Origin of the sequence: Duganella sp. Dugasp56, assembly GCF_047304105.1 — a bacterium.
Taxonomy (GTDB): Bacteria; Pseudomonadota; Gammaproteobacteria; order Burkholderiales; family Burkholderiaceae_D; genus Rugamonas; species Rugamonas hordei.
In genome coordinates this window covers 17882-36041 of record NZ_JBGLYQ010000064.1, presented here as the reverse complement: position 1 = coordinate 36041, position 18160 = coordinate 17882, and the positions used below count along the sequence as shown (strand labels likewise).

The 18160-nt window shown below is 65.4% G+C and carries 14 protein-coding genes; 5 read left to right on the top strand and 9 right to left on the bottom strand.

What is annotated here, in order from left to right; genetic code table 11:
- Positions 1–264: 264 nt before the first annotated feature.
- The 5 genes from ACCD07_RS29910 to rhlP all read right to left on the bottom strand — a co-directional run bounded on the left by ACCD07_RS29910 (position 265) and on the right by rhlP (position 6744).
- Complete coding sequence (locus ACCD07_RS29910; protein ID WP_413449432.1) at positions 265–1599, bottom strand: serine hydrolase domain-containing protein; 1335 nt, start codon at positions 1597–1599, stop codon at positions 265–267.
- Positions 1600–1670: 71 nt separating this feature from the next.
- Complete coding sequence (locus ACCD07_RS29905) at positions 1671–4076, bottom strand: TonB-dependent receptor (RefSeq protein ID WP_413449431.1); 2406 nt, start codon at positions 4074–4076, stop codon at positions 1671–1673.
- Entirely contained in the window at positions 4073–5293 is a 1221-nt protein-coding gene (locus tag ACCD07_RS29900) for a sterol desaturase family protein (RefSeq protein WP_413449430.1), read from the bottom strand. The genes ACCD07_RS29905 and ACCD07_RS29900 overlap by 4 nt, the downstream gene beginning before the upstream one ends.
- A 118-nt stretch (positions 5294–5411) precedes the next feature.
- Positions 5412–5936: a rhombosortase gene (gene rrtA / locus ACCD07_RS29895; RefSeq protein WP_176651484.1), complete on the bottom strand. Its 525-nt coding sequence runs from the start codon at positions 5934–5936 to the stop codon at positions 5412–5414.
- The gene (gene rhlP / locus ACCD07_RS29890) at positions 5914–6744 is read right to left on the bottom strand and encodes a rhombotarget lipoprotein (RefSeq protein ID WP_413449429.1); all 831 of its coding nucleotides are present in this window, start codon (positions 6742–6744) and stop codon (positions 5914–5916) included. Before rhlP ends, rrtA begins: the two co-directional genes overlap by 23 nt.
- 159 nt (positions 6745–6903) lie before the next feature.
- On the opposite strand from rhlP, the gene ACCD07_RS29885 reads away from it, so the two are divergent.
- Together ACCD07_RS29885 and ACCD07_RS29880 are read left to right on the top strand one after the other, a co-directional pair.
- Positions 6904–8196 (top strand): SidA/IucD/PvdA family monooxygenase, encoded by a 1293-nt coding sequence (locus ACCD07_RS29885; protein WP_413449428.1) that lies wholly within the window; start codon positions 6904–6906, stop codon positions 8194–8196.
- Between the two features lie 93 nt (positions 8197–8289).
- A complete protein-coding gene (locus ACCD07_RS29880) occupies positions 8290–8628 on the top strand; it encodes a hypothetical protein (protein WP_413449427.1) in 339 nt (112 codons plus the stop codon).
- Positions 8629–8675: 47 nt separating this feature from the next.
- On the opposite strand, the gene ACCD07_RS29875 is transcribed toward ACCD07_RS29880, so the two are convergent.
- From ACCD07_RS29875 to ACCD07_RS29865, 3 genes are all read right to left on the bottom strand, one after another.
- Positions 8676–10841: a TonB-dependent receptor gene (locus ACCD07_RS29875; RefSeq protein WP_413449426.1), complete on the bottom strand. Its 2166-nt coding sequence runs from the start codon at positions 10839–10841 to the stop codon at positions 8676–8678.
- Between the two features lie 130 nt (positions 10842–10971).
- The gene (locus ACCD07_RS29870; protein WP_353404609.1) at positions 10972–11292 is read right to left on the bottom strand and encodes a hypothetical protein; all 321 of its coding nucleotides are present in this window, start codon (positions 11290–11292) and stop codon (positions 10972–10974) included.
- 53 nt (positions 11293–11345) lie between these two features.
- Entirely contained in the window at positions 11346–11960 is a 615-nt protein-coding gene (locus ACCD07_RS29865; RefSeq protein WP_176651479.1) for a response regulator transcription factor, read from the bottom strand.
- Between the two features lie 164 nt (positions 11961–12124).
- On the opposite strand from ACCD07_RS29865, the gene ACCD07_RS29860 reads away from it, so the two are divergent.
- On the top strand, positions 12125–12781 hold the full coding sequence (locus tag ACCD07_RS29860) for a response regulator (protein ID WP_176651478.1): 657 nt from the start codon (positions 12125–12127) through the stop codon (positions 12779–12781).
- Here the strand turns inward: ACCD07_RS29860 and ACCD07_RS29855 are convergent.
- Positions 12778–15804 carry a two-component regulator propeller domain-containing protein gene (locus tag ACCD07_RS29855; protein ID WP_413449425.1) on the bottom strand — a complete coding sequence of 1009 codons (3027 nt, stop codon included), beginning with the start codon at positions 15802–15804 and terminating at the stop codon, positions 12778–12780. The genes ACCD07_RS29860 and ACCD07_RS29855 overlap by 4 nt on opposite strands.
- A 175-nt stretch (positions 15805–15979) precedes the next feature.
- Here ACCD07_RS29855 and ACCD07_RS29850 point away from each other — a divergent pair, with 175 nt between their 5' ends.
- On the top strand, positions 15980–16246 hold the full coding sequence (locus ACCD07_RS29850; protein ID WP_413449424.1) for a XapX domain-containing protein: 267 nt from the start codon (positions 15980–15982) through the stop codon (positions 16244–16246).
- Positions 16246–18159, top strand: a complete 1914-nt coding sequence (locus ACCD07_RS29845) for an amidohydrolase (RefSeq protein ID WP_413449423.1) — start codon at positions 16246–16248, stop codon at positions 18157–18159. The genes ACCD07_RS29850 and ACCD07_RS29845 overlap by 1 nt, the downstream gene beginning before the upstream one ends.
- The last annotated feature ends 1 nt before the right edge of the window (position 18160 follow it).

Sequence of the window (18160 nt, the reverse complement as noted above, 5' to 3'; positions counted from 1 at the left end):
CCCCCCCCCCCCCCCCCCCCCCCCCCCCCCCTCTTTTTTTTTTAATTTACCGCCCCCCCCCCTTTATAACAAAAGTTCTTCTGGCGGCCTGTGTTTTTTTTTTATATTTCACTTTTTGGCCCCGGGGGGCTGGCCCCCACGCCGCGCTCGCGCGCGGCGTCAGTATGCTGCGGCCGGCGACCTGCAGCAGGATGCGGGCGCTGGTCTTCAGCATCAGGCCCTGGTGCCGCAGCAGGCCGTAAGGGACGCCTGTCGATATCACCGTCATTCAAGCGCCTTGATCACCGCCGCCAGCAAGGCCTGCGGCGCATATTGCAGGCGGGACGGCGTCAATCCAAGGCGCACCACCACCAGTTCCTTCGACGGCACGACGGCGATGCTCTGTCCATCATGTCCTTCGAGCCAGTACGTATCGGCGGGAAGCTTGAACGACAGGTCCGGGTCCTGGCCTTCCGGCGTCGGTCCGGACGGGCCCCATCGCCACAGATGCCCCTGCCCATATTGTCCGCCCGATGCGGGCGCCACCTGCCGCATACCTTCGACGAAACCTTCCGGCAGCAGGCGCTTGCCCTGCCAGACGCCGTCCTGCAGCAGGAACTGGCCGAAGCGCGCCCAGTCCTGCGTGCTCGCGTACATATAGCTGGAGCCCACCACGTTGCCGCGCGCGTCGGCTTCCATCACCGCGCTGCTCATGCCCAGCGGCTCGAACAGACGTTCGCGCGGCAGCGACAGCACGGCGGCCGACGTGGCTACGTGGCCTGGCCCTGCGGCCGCGCGCTGCCAGATGCGCGACAACAGCACCGTGGTGCCGCTGGAATAATTGAAGGTGCTGCCGGGCGCCTGGACCAGCGGCTGGCTGGCGGCGTAGGCAGCCATGTCCGGTTCCAGGTACAGCATGCGCGTGACGTCGGAAACGTCGCCATAGCCTTCGTTGTATTGCAGGCCGCTGCTCATCGACATCAGCTGCGCCAGCGTGATTGCCGCGCGCGGATCGGCGGCGTCGGGCCAGAAGCCGCTTTGCTGCGGCTTGAGTTTGTCGTCGGCGAGCTGGATGCCGACCAGCGCCGCGCTGACGGTCTTGGTCATCGACCATCCCAGCAGCGGCGTGGCGGCGGTAAAGCCGGCGCCGTAGCGCTGCGCGATCAGGCGGCCCTTGTAGATCACCGCCAGGCCGCGCATGCCGGGACCGGCCAATGCGGCCTGGTCCAGCAAGGCTTGCACGGCGGGCGCCGTTTCCGGCTGCGAGCCGGTCGGCCAGGCGACGTTGGGCGAGGGCGCCCAGATCTTCAGCGGCGAGAACTGGTACTGCGTCGCCTGGGCGACGTCGCCGTCCGGCACCACGGCGCAGCCGGTGCCGGGACGGTACACCGCCAACCCTTTGCCGACAAAGCCCAGCAGGTCGGCGTGCACCAGCTTGCGCTCCCGGTCGACGCTGATCTCGAGCAGCTTCAGGATCGGATGGCCGGGCGCTTGCACGTCGTCGGCCAGCACGGCCTGGGCGTCGCGGCCGGCCAGGAACACATTCGAGCACACCATCTTGGCGCCATAGCTGGCGCCGACCCGCAACAGCTCGGGCGGACGCACCCACAGTGTCAGCACACCCCCTGCGATCAGCGCCAGGGCGCTTGTCCCGGCGATTTTAAGTTTTCGGCCCACGCTATTCTTTACACTCACATGCTGGCCCGGAATTCTACCGCGACCTGGCGCGGCGGCGTGAGGCACGCGTACGGCGCGCCATATTGCTCGGTCTGGCCGCCCAGCGTCTGGATGTAGCGTTTGTCGAACACGTTATTGACCAGCAGCGCCACGCCATAGCGTCCGCTCTCGCTGTCCCACGCCAGCCGCGCATCGAACTTGGTGGTGGCTACGCCGGTCTGCAGCTTGGCGGTGCTCAGGCAGCTCAATTTGGCGGTGTCGCTATTGCAGCGGGTCGCGCTCGAACGCGTGCCCTGGAAATTGAGACTGCCGCGGCCGCCCGCCGCTTCCCAGTTCAGGTTCACGCCGGCCATCGCCGTCAGGCGCGGCGTGCCGACCGGCTGGCCCCCCAGGTCCAGGCTGACGTTGCCGGCGGCGTCCAGCCGCTGGTAGCGGGTGTAGGTCTGGTCGATGTACTCCATGCCGCCGAACACGGTCACGCGCGGCGTGATGCGCATGCGGCCGTCGAGATCGAGGCCCTGCGCCTTCTGGTCGCTGCTGACGACGTTATAGGTCGGCAGCGAGCCGACGCTGTACAGCTGGACGTCCTGCAGGTTCTTGAACTTGTAGGCGAACAGGGACGCGTTGACGGTGGCCTTCAGCGCCGGCAGCGACATCTTCACGCCGGCTTCGAAGTTGATCATCTTCTCAGGCTCGAAGCTCGGGTCGCGGCCGATGGCGGTGGGCGAGGCGGGATTCGGCGGCGTGAAGATATTGAAGCCGCCGGCCTGGTAGCCGCGCGCGATGGAGGTGAACAGCAGCGTGTCCTTGTCCAGCTTATGGTCCAGCACCAGGCGCGGGCTGAAGTCGGTCCAGTCCTTGCTGCGCGTGACCGGCGACGACGCCAGTTGCGCCGCCGTGCCGAAGATGACGTTGGACGGGAACGAGGCCGCGTTCAGCCCGGCCAGCGGGCCGAAGCTGTTGAGGAAGTTATCCAGTTGCGGCGACACGCGGCCCGGCACGTACCAGGTCATCTGCTTCTTGTCCTGCGTGTAGCGCAGGCCGGCGGTCAGGTTGGTAGCAGCCGTCAAATGCCAGATCGTGTCGCCGTAGATCGAGGCGGACTTGGTCTTGACGTCGCTGTAGTGTGTCTCGTCCCAGCTGAACGTGGTGCTGGGGCTGACGCCGGGCAGACCGGCTGCGGCCAGGCCGCCGAACAGCATGGCGAAGTTCGGATCGCCGCCGCCGAACTGGCTCAGCGTGTCCAGCGTGCCGGTGCTGACGTAGGCGCCGGCATCCTGATGCTCGTTGTTGTGATAGAAGCTCAGGCCCGCGATCCAGTCCAGCTTATCGGTCTTGCCCGACAGTTTGAACTCCTGCTGGAAGCTGTGCGCCCGCTTGGCGTCCAGCGTCGTCAGTTGCAGGTCCTGCCGCGCGCCGCCGTCGTTGTCGGTCAGGTTGTGGGTGGCGAAGCGGCGATAGGCGCTGGTCGAGCTGAAGGTCATGCCGGCCAGCGGCGCTTCGACGCGCAGCGTGGCGCCGTCGAACTTGCGGCCTTCGCTGCCTTGCTGGTCGTTGGCCAGCGGCGCATCGAACGGATTGACGAAGTTGGCGGTGTAGGCGGCGTTGTAAACACCGGTGTAGCCGCCCAGTGGCAGCGACGGATCCTTGATCACGCCGAACGCGGGGCGGCCGTACTGCTCCATGTTCTCGTGCTCCCATGAGAACACCAGTTTTGCGTCGCCGCCGAAGTCCTTGCGCAGCGACAGGCGGGTGGCCCAGTCCTTGTCACCGCCGGACTTCTTGCCGGTGGCGGTGTTGTCTGCCCAGCCTTCGCTGCCGGAGCGCACCGCGACCAGGCGCGCGGCCAGCGTGTCGGAGATCGGCAGATTCATCATCACGTCGGCGTTGGCGCGGCCGAACTTGCCCAGCTTGATGTGGCCCGCCGCATCCAGATCCTTGCCCGGCTCATTGGTGGTGATGGCGATGGCGCCGGCCGCGCTGTTGCGGCCGAACAGCGTGCCTTGCGGCCCCTTCACCACCTCGATGCGCTGGATGTCGATGAAGTTCATCAGCGCGCCGCCGGTCTTGCCGGTGTAGACGCCGTCGACGTAGATGCCGACCGGCGAATCGGTGGCGATGCCGAAATCGGCGGCGTTCACGCCGCGTATGCCGAAGCCGGGCTGGGTCGGTTCGATGGCGTCGACCACCAGGCCGGGCACGTAGCCGTTCAGGTCCGCCAGGTCCTTGGCGCCGATGTTGTCGATGTCCTTGGCGGTCAACACCTGCATGGTCATCGGCACGTCCTGCACGAACTGCTTGCGCGACTGCGCGGTGACGACCACCGACTGGATTTCATCCGCAGCCCAAACCGGCGGCACCGGCACGAAGAACGCGGCCGCCAGGCTGGCGGAGATGATAGTACGCACAGGTTTAATCATGTCGTCTCCATTCGTATGTTTTTTGTATTCAGATCCAACCAGACCACTGCAACCAGCATGACAGTCAATATGCTCGCCCTGAGGGCCAGCGGCGCGTCGAAACCGAACCATTGCGGCAGCAACGCGAAGGCCATTCCCATCGCCAGCGCGCGCGCCTGCTCCAGGCGCAAGGCGAACCGGCGTCCTTCCAGCAGCGCGCCGAGGCTCAGCGTGGCGCCGACAATGACGGCCGCATACAGCGCCAGCTGCGGCGTGGGCAGCAAAGGGCCGACGGCGATCAGGTGCGACACGCACGGCACCAGCAGCGCGAACTGCAGCATCGCGTAGATGCCAGCGCCCGGCGGCGTGGCGGGACGGTAGGTCTCGAATTGGCTGCCGTCGAAATGGCCCAGCGGCTGGCCGGTCCAGCCGCCGGGCGGTCCGAACCACACATGCAGCCTGGCGCGCCAGCCGCGCACGCTGCGCGTCGCTTGCCACAGGTCGGCGTAGTAGTGCAGGTTGGCCCAGGCTGGATTGAGGCTGCGCAGCGGCGTGCGCACGCCGTAGACGATGCGTTCGTCCTCGCGCTCGTCGGCGTAGGTGCCGAACAAGCGGTCGAACAGGATCAGGATGCCGCCGTAGTTGCGGTCGATGCAGTAGTCGTTCTGGCCGTGGTGCACGCGGTGGTTGGACGGCGTGACGAACACGCGGTCCAGCCAGCCGAGGCGGCCGACCAATTCGGTATGCACCCAGTACTGGTACAGCAGGTCGATCATGGCGACGCCGGCGAACACCAGCGGCGGCACGCCGGCCAGCGCCATCGGCAGGTAGAAGATCCAGCCGAGCAGCCAGCCGCTCGAGGTCTGCCGCAGCGCGGTCGACAGGTTGTAGTACTCGGACGAGTGGTGCACCACGTGCGCGGCCCACAGCACGCCGACCTCGTGGCCCATGCGGTGCAGCCAGTAGTAGCAGAAATCGTAGGCCAGCAGGGCGCCCAGCCACACCCACACGCTGTTGGCGGGCAGCGACGCGAGGCGCCAGTAGTCATGGACGGCGGTATAGATCCCGAGCAGCGCCAGCTTGACGAACAGGCCGACGACCTGGCTCGCCACGCCCAGGTGCAGGCTGGTGAGGGCGTCCACCGTGTCGTAAGTGGCGACGCCGCGGCGATGCGCCAGCCATGCCTCCAGCAGGATCGTCAGCATGAAAACGGGGATGGCGAATACGATGGGATTCACGTCGGGCCTGGATCGTTTAGGTCGAAACGATTATGCCTACAACCATGAAATATATACAAGAAAATCGTGGTAACACTGACGATTTTGAAACACTATCGGGTCAGAATGGTATTGATAGTTAATCCAGTTTTAGCCCGGATGCCCTGGCCTTGGCCACGGCGATGACGCCGGCCACGCAGCCCAGCAAGTGCGCCTGCCATGCGATGGCGACGTCCGGCGGCAGGTCGGACCAGCCCCGGGTCCAGCCTGCGGCTTCGGCGACGACCTTGGCCGGCAGCGCGACGGCCATCAGCATCAGCACCGCGCGTGCGCGGCCGTCGGCATCGCGCCACAGCGACAGGCCGGCCATCACCGTCAGCATCACGGCGATGCCGGATGCGCCGCGGTAGTAGTGCAGTTCCGGCGCCGCCAGCAGCAGTCCCAGCGCGATGCACGGCGCGCCGAACGCCAGCGCCTTGCCGACCGTGCGCAGGCCCAGGCGCTGCGCGGCGATCAGGCCGGCGATGGCGACCACCGCGCCGTCGAGCAGCAGGTGCTGCAGTGTGTAGTGGACCAGGTGGCAGGTCCAAAGCCGCCAGATGTCGCCCGCCAGCAGCGCCTGGCGGTCGAACTCCAGCAGCTCAGACGCGCCGGCGAAGTCCATGCGCGATCCAGGCCAGCATTGCGGCCAGCGCAAGGCTCAGCCAGCCGAGGGCGCCGCCGCCCTTGTAGCCTTCCTTGTTCTCGACCTTGTAGGCGGCGTCGTTCTTGATGCGGTCGCGGAAGCGATCGAGTTCGGCCTGCAGGTTGGGGACCAGCTGGTCGACGGCGGCGTTGTAGCTCTCGATCTGCGCGGCGCGCGCTTTCTCGCTGAAGCCGACCATGCTGGCGCCGCCCTTGACCCGGCTGGTGCCCGGCGCGCGGAACAGCAGCTTGCGGCTCTGGACGTCGAATACGGAGGCGTCCAGCATGGTCTGCACGTCGTACTGTTCGCCGTGGATCACGTAGGCACCGATGATGGTCCAGTACAGCAGCGACAGCGCGTTGCTGTCGCTGAACTGCACCTGGTCGTAGGAGAGCAGGGCCACCACCTCCACATCGAACATGCGGGCCACCTGTTCCAGGTTGGTGAAGCCGCCCTTGGCGCGCATGTACTGGGTCGGGATGATCTCGATCTTGCCGATGTAGGGATGCGCGGCGAACGAATCGCGCACGCGCTCCAGCAGCTTCATGCGCGCCGCTTCCGACAAGCCGCTGCCCCAGCCGGCGCCGGGCACGAAAGCGATGCCGACACGTACCGGAGGCCGCAGCCTCGTGACGGTCGGCGTCATGGTGGGCGCATCCCTGGCGTCGGGATACAAATAATCGACGATACTGCCGTTCTGCTTGACGCTGCGGCCGGGGCTCATGAAGGCGCAGCTGGACAGCAGGGCCGCCGCCAGGATGGTGATCAAACCTCGAATGACTCGCATGCTGCTCTCCGGGAAGGGGCTGATGCGGCGAATTGTAGGCAGGGTATATGTTTGTGCAGTGATCTTTTCGCAAAAGTGCATATGGCGCTATCGGCGGTGGCGTCGCATAATACCCTTGTCATTTAAAGAATGTCTTGTCTCTCTTATCTTGGGGATCGAATGCCTGGAAAGCGAATTCAGATTGCTGTTGTCGGTGGCGGAGCGAAAGCGGCCGCATTGGCGGCCAAGGCGTTTGCGCTGCGCAAAGCCAATGTCGCCAATATTCATATTACTGTGTTTGAAAAGACAGAGATAGGCGCGCATTGGACCGGTAAAAACGGATATACGGATGGAGAACAGCGTCTGTGCACTCCCGCGGAGCGCGATCTGGGCTACCCATATTTTTCAAACTATCACACGGGCTTCCAGGAAGGCGTTCACAAGATCGTTTACGACGAGTTCTCCTGGTCCAGCTACTTGTTGTCCGAGTCGCAGCAATTTAGCCGTTGGGTGGATGGCGGGCGCAAGCCACCCGAGCACCAGCAGTTTGCGCTTTATTTACGCTGGGCCTTGGATCGCTCCGAGGCGGAGGTGTTGAGGGCGGAGGTAGTGGGTCTATCTCCGCTTCACGCAAAATCGAAATGGCAAGTGTTGAAACTGGGAGAGGAAGGTAAATCGCAGCTCGCGTCCCGGCGGGAATTTGACGGTATCGTTATCAGCGGCCCCGGACCTGCGAGAAAAGTGCAGAAGGGCGGCCCGTCCACACGCATGTTTGACGGCGTGGACTTTTGGAGGCGGCGGGAAGAATTTAAAGGAGTTCTCTCCGATGTGCCGGTTGGCGGCGATGCTCCTGAGATCGCAATTATCGGCGCTGGCGGAACGGCCGCAGCCGTGCTCGCCTGGCTCGTCCGCAATGGCTATAAAGACTATCCCATTCACTTGATCGCGGGGCAGGCGGCGCTGTTTACCCGGGGCGACAGCGTTTTTGAGAACCGCTTGTTCAGCGAGCCGGAACTGTGGGGGAAGCTGTCTACCGATAGCCAGGATGCTTTCTTCAAGCGGCTGAACCGGGGTGTGGTATGGGGGACTGTGATGGATCAGGTGGCAACAGCCACTAATCTGAATTTTGTGGACGGCCGCGTGGAGAGCATTTCGCTGCATGCGGGAGCTGAGTTGCAGCTGGACGTGCACCAGAACAAAGAACCTTTCGCATTGCTGCGCCCTGCGGTGGTGATCGACGCCACGGGCTTTGACGAATGGTGGTTTTTGTCGCTGATAAAGGGATGTAAGAATAACGCAGACTTCAGGGAGGAATTGCTCGCGAAGATGGAGCCTGGCTTGCGGTTCAGCCGGCCCAAGTGGCCTTATCCTTCCCTGCACGCGCCCATGGTGTCCGGCAGGATAGGTCCCGGGTTCGGCAGTCTGATGGCGTTGGGCGGAATGTCGGATCGCATACTTCGCTCATATTTATAGGCTATAGGCTGGTTGAGAATCTGGCAAGGGTTGACATTGATTTTTGGCTGGCGTATACATATGTACATATGGATGGATCTTTAGGGCACTGCAATGGCTACTTCTAATCTGGTTTTACGTACGATATATATCAGTCCCGAGGTGGATGACGATCTCAGGATTGAAGCTTTCGATAATCGCACTAGTAAGAACGATTTGATTCGTAAATATCTGGAATTGGGCATGGAAGCTGCGAGACGCCAGAACCGCGAGAGAGGTGTCGCGGCCAAGCCGGCGGTGAAAGCAGTGGCCAAGCCTGCGCTCAAGAAGGCTGCGGCCAAGCCAGCGGCAAAGGCAGCACCAAAAGCGGCAGCCAAGCCTGTAACGAAGAAGGTGGCGGTTAAGGTTGCTGCCAAACCTGCGGCCAAAAAAACGGCCACCAAGCAGGCCTGAGTATTCAGCACCGGGCGGGCGCAGGTGCCTGCCCGATGCCGGCCTGGTTAGAAACTGGTCGAGATTCCAGCGTAAAGCGTGCGGCGAGCACCGTATTGCGGCGCGCCCACGCCTACGCCGGAACCGTCGCGCAGCAGGTAGGATTTGTCGAAGACGTTGACCAGCGCCAGGCGGCCTTCGATATTCCCCACGGCGGTATTCTTCCAGTTGTGCGTCAGGGACAGGTTGACGGTGGTGTAGTGCGGCAGGGTGCCGGAATTCGGCGCGCCGCCGTCCGGCGTCAGGCGCAGGCCGCTGCCGTACAGGAAATCGCCGCTCAGCTGCGTGTCGCCCAGATGGTAGTGGGCGCCGCCGGACACCGTGTAGGTCTGGTCGTGGTCGACGTAGATGTAGTGGTTGGCGATGTAGGCCAGTTCATCCGGCGCAAACAGCGACTGGCCGGAGATGATGTTCTGGCCCTTGGCCTGCTGCGTGGTCAGGTTGAGGAAGCCGCCCCAGTTGCTGCGGTTGTACACGGCCGACAGTTCCAATCCCTTGGCGTAGCCGCGGTCGTAGTTGAACGGCGACAGTATCAGCGCCTGGCCGAACTGGCCTTCGTCCAGCATGTTGCGGATCTTTTTATAGTAGGCATCCGCGGTCACGGTCAGCTGTTCGTTGAACTGGTGGCTCACGCCGACGTCGTAGTAATTGGTGCGCTCGGCCTTGACGTTGTCCGATACCGCCACTTCCGGCGCGTTGGTGGTGTTGGCGTATTTGTCGATGCTCGATTGCGCGGCCAGTTCCTGCGGTGGTGGCGTGAAGTAGCGCGAATAGCCGGCGTGCAGCGCCGTCCCCTTGGCCACCTGGTAAGCCAGGTTGACGCGCGGACTCCATTGCTGTTCGTCGACGAAGGCCGAGACCTTGTCGAAGCGCACGCCGTAGTTCAGCGTCAGCGGCGCGGCGATATGCCATTCGTCCTGCAGGTAGAAGCTGGACAGCTTGCCGGTCTTGCTGCTGTTGTCGATGATGGTGCGCGGATCGGTGCTGGCCTGCGCGCCGCTGCCGTCGGTGTCGAACACAGCCACCGAGTTGTCGCTGTGGGTGTTCTGGCGCGAGTAGGCCAGGCCGGCGCGCACGGTGTGGCTGTCGTTGAGCTTATAGCTGGTGTCGAACTGCAGGCCGCTCGATGAGTTGGAACGCAGCGTGTCCGAGGCGACGCCGTTGTAGACCAGGTCTCCCACCGGATCCGGCGTGTAGTGCAGTTCCGAATACTGGTGGAAGGCCGAGACCTGGTAATTCAGGTCGCCCACGCTTTTTTGCAGCGACAGCACGAGGAAGCGGTTCACTTCGCGCTGGCGCTCGTCCAGTTGCGACGAGGCCAGCTTGCTGGTGCCGGCGTCGGCGTCGCTCTGGCCGGTCAGCGAGAAGCCCGGCGCCTGGTCCGGATTGTTCGGAATCTGGAAGCGGCCGTTGTAGGTGCCGAACATCAGGCCCAGGCGGGTCTGGTCGTCGAGGAACCAGGACAGCGCGCCGAAGGATTTGCTTTGCTTGGTGCGGTCGTGCAGCGCGCTGCGGGTCGGCAGCGGGTTCTCGATGCCGAGCGCGTTCGACACGTAGCTGCCGGACAGGTAGTAGTTGAACGGGCCTTGCGTGCCGAAGAATTCCGCGCTTGGCTCGACATAGTCATGGCTGCCCACCAGCACGCCGATGCGGCCGCCCGGCTTGGTCGTGCCTTCCTTGGTCTGGATGTCGACGATGCCGGAAGTGCGCAGGCCGTACTGCGCCGGCAGCGCGCCGGTGACGAAGTCGATCTGCTGGACGAAGCGGGTGTCGATCGACTGGCCGAAGCCGGTGATACTTTCCGGCAGCTGCACGCCGTTCACGCGGTACTGCACGTTGGCGTGGTCGTCGCGCACGTGGATCGAGCCGGAGCCCTTGGAGTCCTGGCTCACGCCCGGCAGGCGCAGCAGCACTTCGTTGAACGGCGTGCTGTCGCCCTGGCCCAGCTGGTCGATCATGTGGCGGTCGATCGAATACACCGTGGTGCCGATGTTGGGCGACAGGTCGATGCGGGCGTTCTTCAAATGAGCGGCGGTGACTTCCACTTGCTGCATCGGGCTGCCGTCGGCGGTGGCTGCGGCGGCTGCGGTTGCGTCGTCGGCGACCGCGTGGTGGGCGTAGAAGGCGCCGGCGATCAGCAGCGGCAGGGTGCGGAGTTGTGGAGTGCGTTGCATGGTAAATCCTTGAAATGTTCGGGACGTGACGAGCCGCCGGCCGGTACGATCGTGTCGTACAGGCGCGCGAAAACACCACGTAAAAAGCGTTTTAAAAAAACGTTACGAGAGAAATCGAATCAGCAGGGAATCAGGCTACGCCGGGCGGCGCGTGGGAGGGCGGAGTAAGGAAGTCGGTCCGGAGAGCGCGGACGGAGCGCTGCAGGACGGGAACGGGCACGCTGACCAGCTGCGCCACCGGAGCCACCACCAGCGCCGGCGGCGTGCCGCCGGTAGGCAAGTGGGCGATCACGCAGGCTGCGCAATCGTTCTGGCTGTCGGTATAGGCGTGCTTGTGCGAACTCGCCCCGAACAGTTGCAGCGCCAGGAACACCAGCACGAACAACATCAGGACGCGCTGGATGCGCGTCTTGTGACGTTGGGTGCCTACGGAGAGTGTATGTGCGTGCATAACCCTGATTTTACAGGGCTTCTGCACAATTCGCCAACGACTATTGTTTTGAACTAGGCCATATGCTGGCTGGCGGCGCCGTCGCCGACCAGGCCGCGCCGCGTGGCCAGCACCACCGCGTGGGTGCGCGCCGTCGCGCCAAGCTTGTCGAACAGGCCTTTGACGTGGGTCTTGACGGTGCCGACGCCGATGCCCAGTTCGCGCGCGATCGACTTGTTGCACTGGCCTTGCGCCAGCAGCTGCAGCACGTCGGTTTCGCGGTTGGTCAGGCCGATGCGGGTGAAGCTGTCGGCCACGCAGCGGCTCAGGTCCGCGCTCAGGTAGCGCATGCCGCGGCTCAGCGTGCGCACCGCCGCCAGCAACTGGTCGGCCGGGCAGCTTTGCAGCAGGTAGCCGTGCACCCCCGCCATCATCGCGGTGCGCACTTCCCATTCGCGTTCGAGCTGGGTGACGATCAGCACGCGGGCGCGGTGCTCCTGGTGCGGCGCGTCGGCGCAGCGGCGCATGTGTTCCAGCGCGCCCTTGTGGTCGAGTATGAGGACGTCGGCCTGCGCGATGTCGTGCACCACCTGCATGTCGGCGTTGTCGCCCAACAGCGCGGCCAGGCCGGCGCTGACGATGGCGTCGCAGTGGGCGATCTGCACGCGTGTCCTGGTATCGAATTGCATCTGGTTCCTCCCGAAGATTGGCTATGCTGTACAGAAGATTAATCTTTTCCGCCGCCATTGCCACGCCCCGATACGGGGGCTGTCCACTACCTAGATGGGGGTATGGCAGAAAGCATGCGTTTGTGTCATGCTGGCGCCTCCGAGCAAGATTTTTTGAGAGCGCCATGAACACGGCCCAAACCACGCCGATCACTGTACTGAGCGTTGACGATCATCCAATGTTCCGCGAGGGCATCGCCAGCGTCATCGCCGACGAAGACGACATGCGCCTGGTGGCCGAGGCCACCAATGGCCGCCAGGCCATCGACTGCTATCGCCAGCTGCTGCCCGATGTGACCTTGATGGACATCCAGATGCCGGACATGAATGGTATCGATGCCACTATCGCCATCCGCAAGGAATTTCCCAATGCCCGCATCGTGGTGCTGACCACCTACGAGGGCGACGTGCTGGCCCAGCGCGCGATCGCCGCCGGTGCCGCCGGTTATCTGCTGAAAAGCATGCTGCGCAAGGAGTTGCTGGCGACGGTGCGCTGCGTGCATGAAGGCCGCCGCAGCATCCCGGCGGTGGTGGCCAGCGGCATCGCCGAGCATTGGCACGAGAGCTCCCTGAGCAAGCGGGAAACCGAGGTGCTGCAGCTGGTGGCCGGAGGCCAGAGCAACAAGCGCATCGGCATGCACCTGTCGATTTCGGAAGAGACGGTCAAGGTGCACATGAAGAGCATCCTGGCCAAGCTGAACGCCAGCGACCGCACCCACGCGGTGACGATGGCGATCGAACGCGGCATCATCGATTTGCACGCCTGCGGCCTGGGATTTTAAGCGGCGTCCTTCGACAGCCACTCCTGCACGCGGCGCAGTGCGCCGGGGCGGCGCTTGTGGCTGTAGACCCGGGCCGCCGGCGCCTTCAGCCGCACCGCCGTACCCATGCCGGGCTGGCTCCACAACTCCAGTTCCCCGCCGATCTGGGCGGCGCGTTCGCGCATGCCGGTCAGGCCCCAGTGGCCGGGACGCGCGCCGGTCCGCAGCACCTGCGGGTCCATGCCGCCACCGTTGTCGCGCACCTGCAGCGTCAATTCGTCGTCGCCGTATCCCAGTTCCAGTTCGATGCGTTCCGCGTTGGCGTGGCGGAAGGCGTTGAGCAGCGCTTCGCGGCCGATGCCGTACAAATGCTCGCCGGCCGCCTCGTGCAGCCTGGCCGGCTGGCCGGTGACGATCAGCGCGAAGCCGGCCGCGTGCTCCTCGCGCAGCGATTGCCCCAGCTCGCCGAACATGCGCTGCAAGTCGGTCGCGTACCGGTGCAGGCTGCGCAAGCCGCTGACCTGGTTGCGACCCTCGATCAGCACCTGGTCGGCCTGGTTGAGGATTTTTTCCGCCAGCGGGCGCGCCTCGCCGTCGGACGGCAGGCGCTTGAGCAGCGTCTGGAAGCGCAGCATCAGGCCTTGCACGCTTTGCAGGAAGGTGTCGTGCAATGCGCGGGCGATGCGTTCGCGCTCGTCGGCGCGGGCTTCGATGCGCTGCTGCAGCTGGCGCGTGACCTGGCGCACGCGCAGCCGGTACAGCAGCGACAGCACCACCACCAGCACCAGCGCGCACAGCGCCTTGAACCACGCGGTCTGCGCGAACGTCGGCGGGATCGTGAAATCGAGGCCGGCTTCGCGCTCGTTCCAGACACCGTCCTCGTTGGCGGCCATCACGCGGAAGCGGTAGCTGCCCGCTTCCAGGTTGGTGTAGAAGGCCTGGCGGCGGGTGCCGGGGTCCTGCCAGTCGAGATCGACGCCGTCGAGCCGGTAGCGGAAGCGCACCCGCTCGGGAATGCTCAGGCTCAGCGCCGTGAAGTCGATGCGTAGGCTGTTGGCGGACTTCGGCAGCACCAGTCCGGGCAGCGGCGCGTAATGCCGGTCGCCGACTGCCACGCCCAGCACCATCACCGGCGGCGGCACGCGGTTGCGGGCGATGTGGGACGGATCGATCCAGCTGATCTGGTTGGCGGTGGCCAGCCACAGCAGGCCGTCGTCCGACTGCACCATCGACGGCATCGGCCGCAGCTGCGAGGCGGCGCCGGTCAGGCCGTCGTGGGCGTCGAAGCGTTCGAAGTCGACTTCGTAGTCCGGCTGCTGCTTGAAGCGCGCCAGTTCGGCCGGATCGATGCGGCTCAAGCCGTCGGCGCCGAACAGCCACAGTTCGCCGCCGGACGTGCGCGCGATGCCGGACACGCCGCGGAACGGCTCGCCCTTGCGCCCGCGCAGCATGGTGAAGCGCTTGCCGTCGAACCAGGCCACGCCGCGTTCGCCGCCGGCCCACAACTGGCCGTCGTGCTGGTGCAGACTGAGCACAGGGCCGGTTTCCAGGCCCTGGTCGCCGTTGAACAGCGTCACGCGCTGGCCGTCGATGCGGGCGATCTGGCTGCGGATGTAGCCGGCCCAGACCATGCCGTCGGCGCCGCTGGCCAGCGCGTGCGGGAAGCGCCCGGGCAGGCCGGGGAGCGCGCCGTTGCCGGTCCACACGCCGTTCTTCAGCAGGTACAGGCCGGCGCGCACCACCGACACCCACAGGCCGCCGTCGCGCGCACGCGCCATGGCCTGCACTTCGTAGCCTTGCGCCTCCGGCGGCAGCGGGTAGCGCGCAGCCGGCTGGCCATTTCCGCCCATGCGCCAGACCTCGTTCTGGTTGCCGGCCCAGAGCACGCCGTCGGGATCGCGGTAGAGCGCGGAGACGGCCTGTTTCAATGGCAGGCCGCGCTGGCCGTCGGAAGCCAGCGCGCGCAGCGGGCCGACGCGTTCGCCGGTCCAGACGCCGCCGCCAGGGCCGGGAGCGATGGCCGGGTGGTCGAAATCGGCGGACAGCGGCAGCGACTGCAAGCGGTTACGGCGGAAGCGGTCCACGCCGGCCGCCGTGCCTATCCAGACGTTGCCTTCGCGGTCCTGCAGAAAGCTTTGCGGCAGGCCGCCGCTCAGGCCGCGCTCCGGCGTCAGCACCTGGCCGGGCTCGTTCAGGTGGCCGGCGGCGCGCCGTTCCACGCCGCCGGTGCGGAACAGCCACATGCCGCCATCGCGGTCGAAATGCAGGTTGTTGGCCAGCAGCGCAGGGTGGGCCGCCGGCTTGCCGGACGAAGCATCCGGCGCCATCTTGTAATAACTGTCGACCGTGTCGCCGGCCCACACGGAGCCGTCCGGCGCCTCGACCAGGTTGGCCAGGTCGCCGCGCGGCCAGGCCGGCCGGAACGATGCGTCGGCGCCGGCGCGGCTGTAGACGCCGCCCTGCATCGCCACCCACTGCCGGCCACTGCGGTCGAACAGGATCTGGCGCGCGCGGCGCGACGGCAGTCCGGCGGCGGCGCCGATGGCGTCGAAGCGGCGGGCGCCGGCGGCGAGGCGCGCCAGCCCGTCGCGCGTGGCGGCCCAGATGCTGCCGTCCGGGGCGCGCGCGATGTGGCTGACGGTGCCGCCGGGCAGGCCCTGGCTTTCGGTGTAGTGCTGGACCTGGCCTTGATGGAAATAACTGACGCCGCCGCCCATGCGGTAGCCGACCCACAGTCCGCCTTCGGGCGGCGCGTACAGGGCCATGACGTTGGAGGAGAGCAGGGAATGGCCTTCGACGCTGTCCATGCGCTCGTAGCGCTTGCCGTCAAAGCGGAACAGGCCGGTGGAGGCGGCCAGCCACAGCCAGCCGTCGGCGCCTTGCGCCAGCGCGAGCACGTCGACCGGGCCGTTTTCTATCGCACCCCATGCGGTATGGGTGTACTGTTCCAGCAGGCGTGGCCGGGCCGTGGGCTCGGCTTGCGCCTGGGCCGACCACAGCGCGAGGCTGCACAGCACAGAACACAGCAATGAGGGGGCGGACATGGGGAAGCTCCGGGTAAGCTACAGATTAAGTAACAGTGGCTTGCCGGCAGTTTAACACTTTATGGTAACGCTTCCATCGGTATTTTTACTGAGGTTTTGCTGAAATACCCCTGCAATAAGAGAGGGGCGCCGGCGGTGGCTGGAAGGTACTCTTATGCTTTAAAGGAGTCGAACCATGAAACTGTATATTGTGTCGTTGGCGGTGGGGCTGTTGGTCGGATTGATCTACGGGTTTTTGAATGTCCGTTCGCCGGCGCCGCCGGTGATCGCGCTGGTCGGCCTGCTGGGCATCCTGGTGGGCGAGCAGTTGCCGCCGCTGTTGCGCCAGCTGTGGCAGCCGGAGGCGGCCAAGGTGTCGTGGCTGGAAGACCAGGTCAAGCCGCATTGCTTCGGCCAGCTGCCGGCCGCGCAAAAGTCCGATGAAACCAAGGGGAATGCATAATGGAAAGTCCTGACCTGATCCTGCACCGGGGGCTGTTCACCACGCTCGACCGCGGCAACCCGCACGCCGAGGCGGTGGCCATCAAGGACGGCCGCTTCACCCACGTGGGGCGCGCCAACGAGATCATGGCGCTGGCCGGTCCGGCCACCAGGGTCATCGACCTGCAAGGCAAGCGCGTGCTGCCCGGCCTGATCGACAACCACTGCCACATCATACGCGGCGGGCTGAACTTCAACCTGGAGCTGCGCTGGGACGGCGTGCGCAGCCTGGCCGACGCGATGGCCATGCTGAAGGCGCAAGTGGCGATCACGCCGGCGCCGCAGTGGGTGCGCGTGGTGGGCGGCTTCACCGAACACCAGTTCGCCGAAAAACGCCTGCCGACCATCGCCGAGCTGAACGCCGTGGCGCCGGATACGCCGGTGTTCATCCTGCACCTGTACGACCGCGCGCTGTTGAACGGCGCCGCGCTGCGCGCCGTGGGCTACACCAAGGACACGCCGGAACCGCACGGCGGCGAGATCCTGCGCGACGGCGCCGGCAATCCGACCGGCCTGCTGCTGGCCAAGCCCAACGCCGCCATCCTGTACCAGACCTTGGCCAAGGGACCCAAGCTGCCGCTGGAATACCAGCTCAACTCGACCCGCCACTTCATGCGCGAACTGAACCGCCTCGGCGTGACCGGCGCCATCGACGCCGGCGGCGGTTTCCAGAATTATCCCGAGGACTACCAGGTGATCCAGCAGCTGTCGGATGCCGGGCAGTTGACGATACGCCTGGCCTACAACCTGTTCACGCAAAAGCCGCAGCAGGAGAAGGAAGACTTCCTGAACTGGACCCAGGCCGTCAAGTACCAGCAGGGCGACGACTACTTCCGCCACAACGGTGCCGGCGAAATGCTGACCTTCTCGGCGGCCGACTTCGAGGATTTCCGCCAGCCGCGTCCGGACATGCCGGGCAATATGGAGGACGACCTGGACGGCGTGATCCGCGTGCTGGCGCAGAACCGCTGGCCGTGGCGCATGCACGCGACCTACGACGAGACCATCAGCCGCGCGCTGGACGTGTTCGAGCGCGTCAACCAGGAGATTCCGCTGACGGGCCTGAACTGGTTCTTCGACCACGCCGAGACGATCTCCGACCAGTCGATCGACCGCATCGCGGCACTGGGCGGCGGCGTCGCCGTGCAGCACCGCATGGCCTATCAGGGCGAGTACTTCGTCGAGCGCTATGGCCACGGCGCGGCCGAGGCCACGCCGCCGGTCAAGAAGATACTGGAGGCCGGCGTCAAGGTCTCGGCCGGCACCGACGCCACGCGGGTGGCTTCGTACAATCCCTGGGTGTCGCTGTCGTGGCTGATCACCGGCAAGACGGTCGGCGGCATGCAGCTGTACCCGCGCGCCAATTGCCTGGACCGCGAAACGGCGCTGCGCATGTGGACCGAGAACACCACCTGGTTCTCGAACGAGGTCGGCAAGAAGGGCCGCATCGAAGCGGGCCAGCTGGCCGACCTGATCGTGCCGGACAAGGATTTTTATGCCTGCGCCGAAAGCGAGATCGCCGACATGTCGTCGCGCCTGACCATCGTCGGCGGCAAGATCGTCTACGCGGCCGGCGAGTTCGCCGGCTACGACCAGGCGCCACCGCCGGCGATGCCGGATTGGTCGCCGGTGCGGCGCTTCGGCGGCTATGCCGGCTGGGGCGAGCAGATCGGCAACAACCGCGCGGCGTTGAAGGAGCTGGAGCAGCGCAAGCAGCAGCAACAGCAATTGCGGCAGCAGCAGGCCGCCTGCGGCTGCGCGCACCAGTGCAACGTCCACGGCCACCAGCACGCCACGGCCTGGACCAGCAAGCTGCCGATCGCCGACCTGAAGGGCTTCTGGGGCGCGCTGGGTTGCGCCTGCTGGGCCGTTTAAC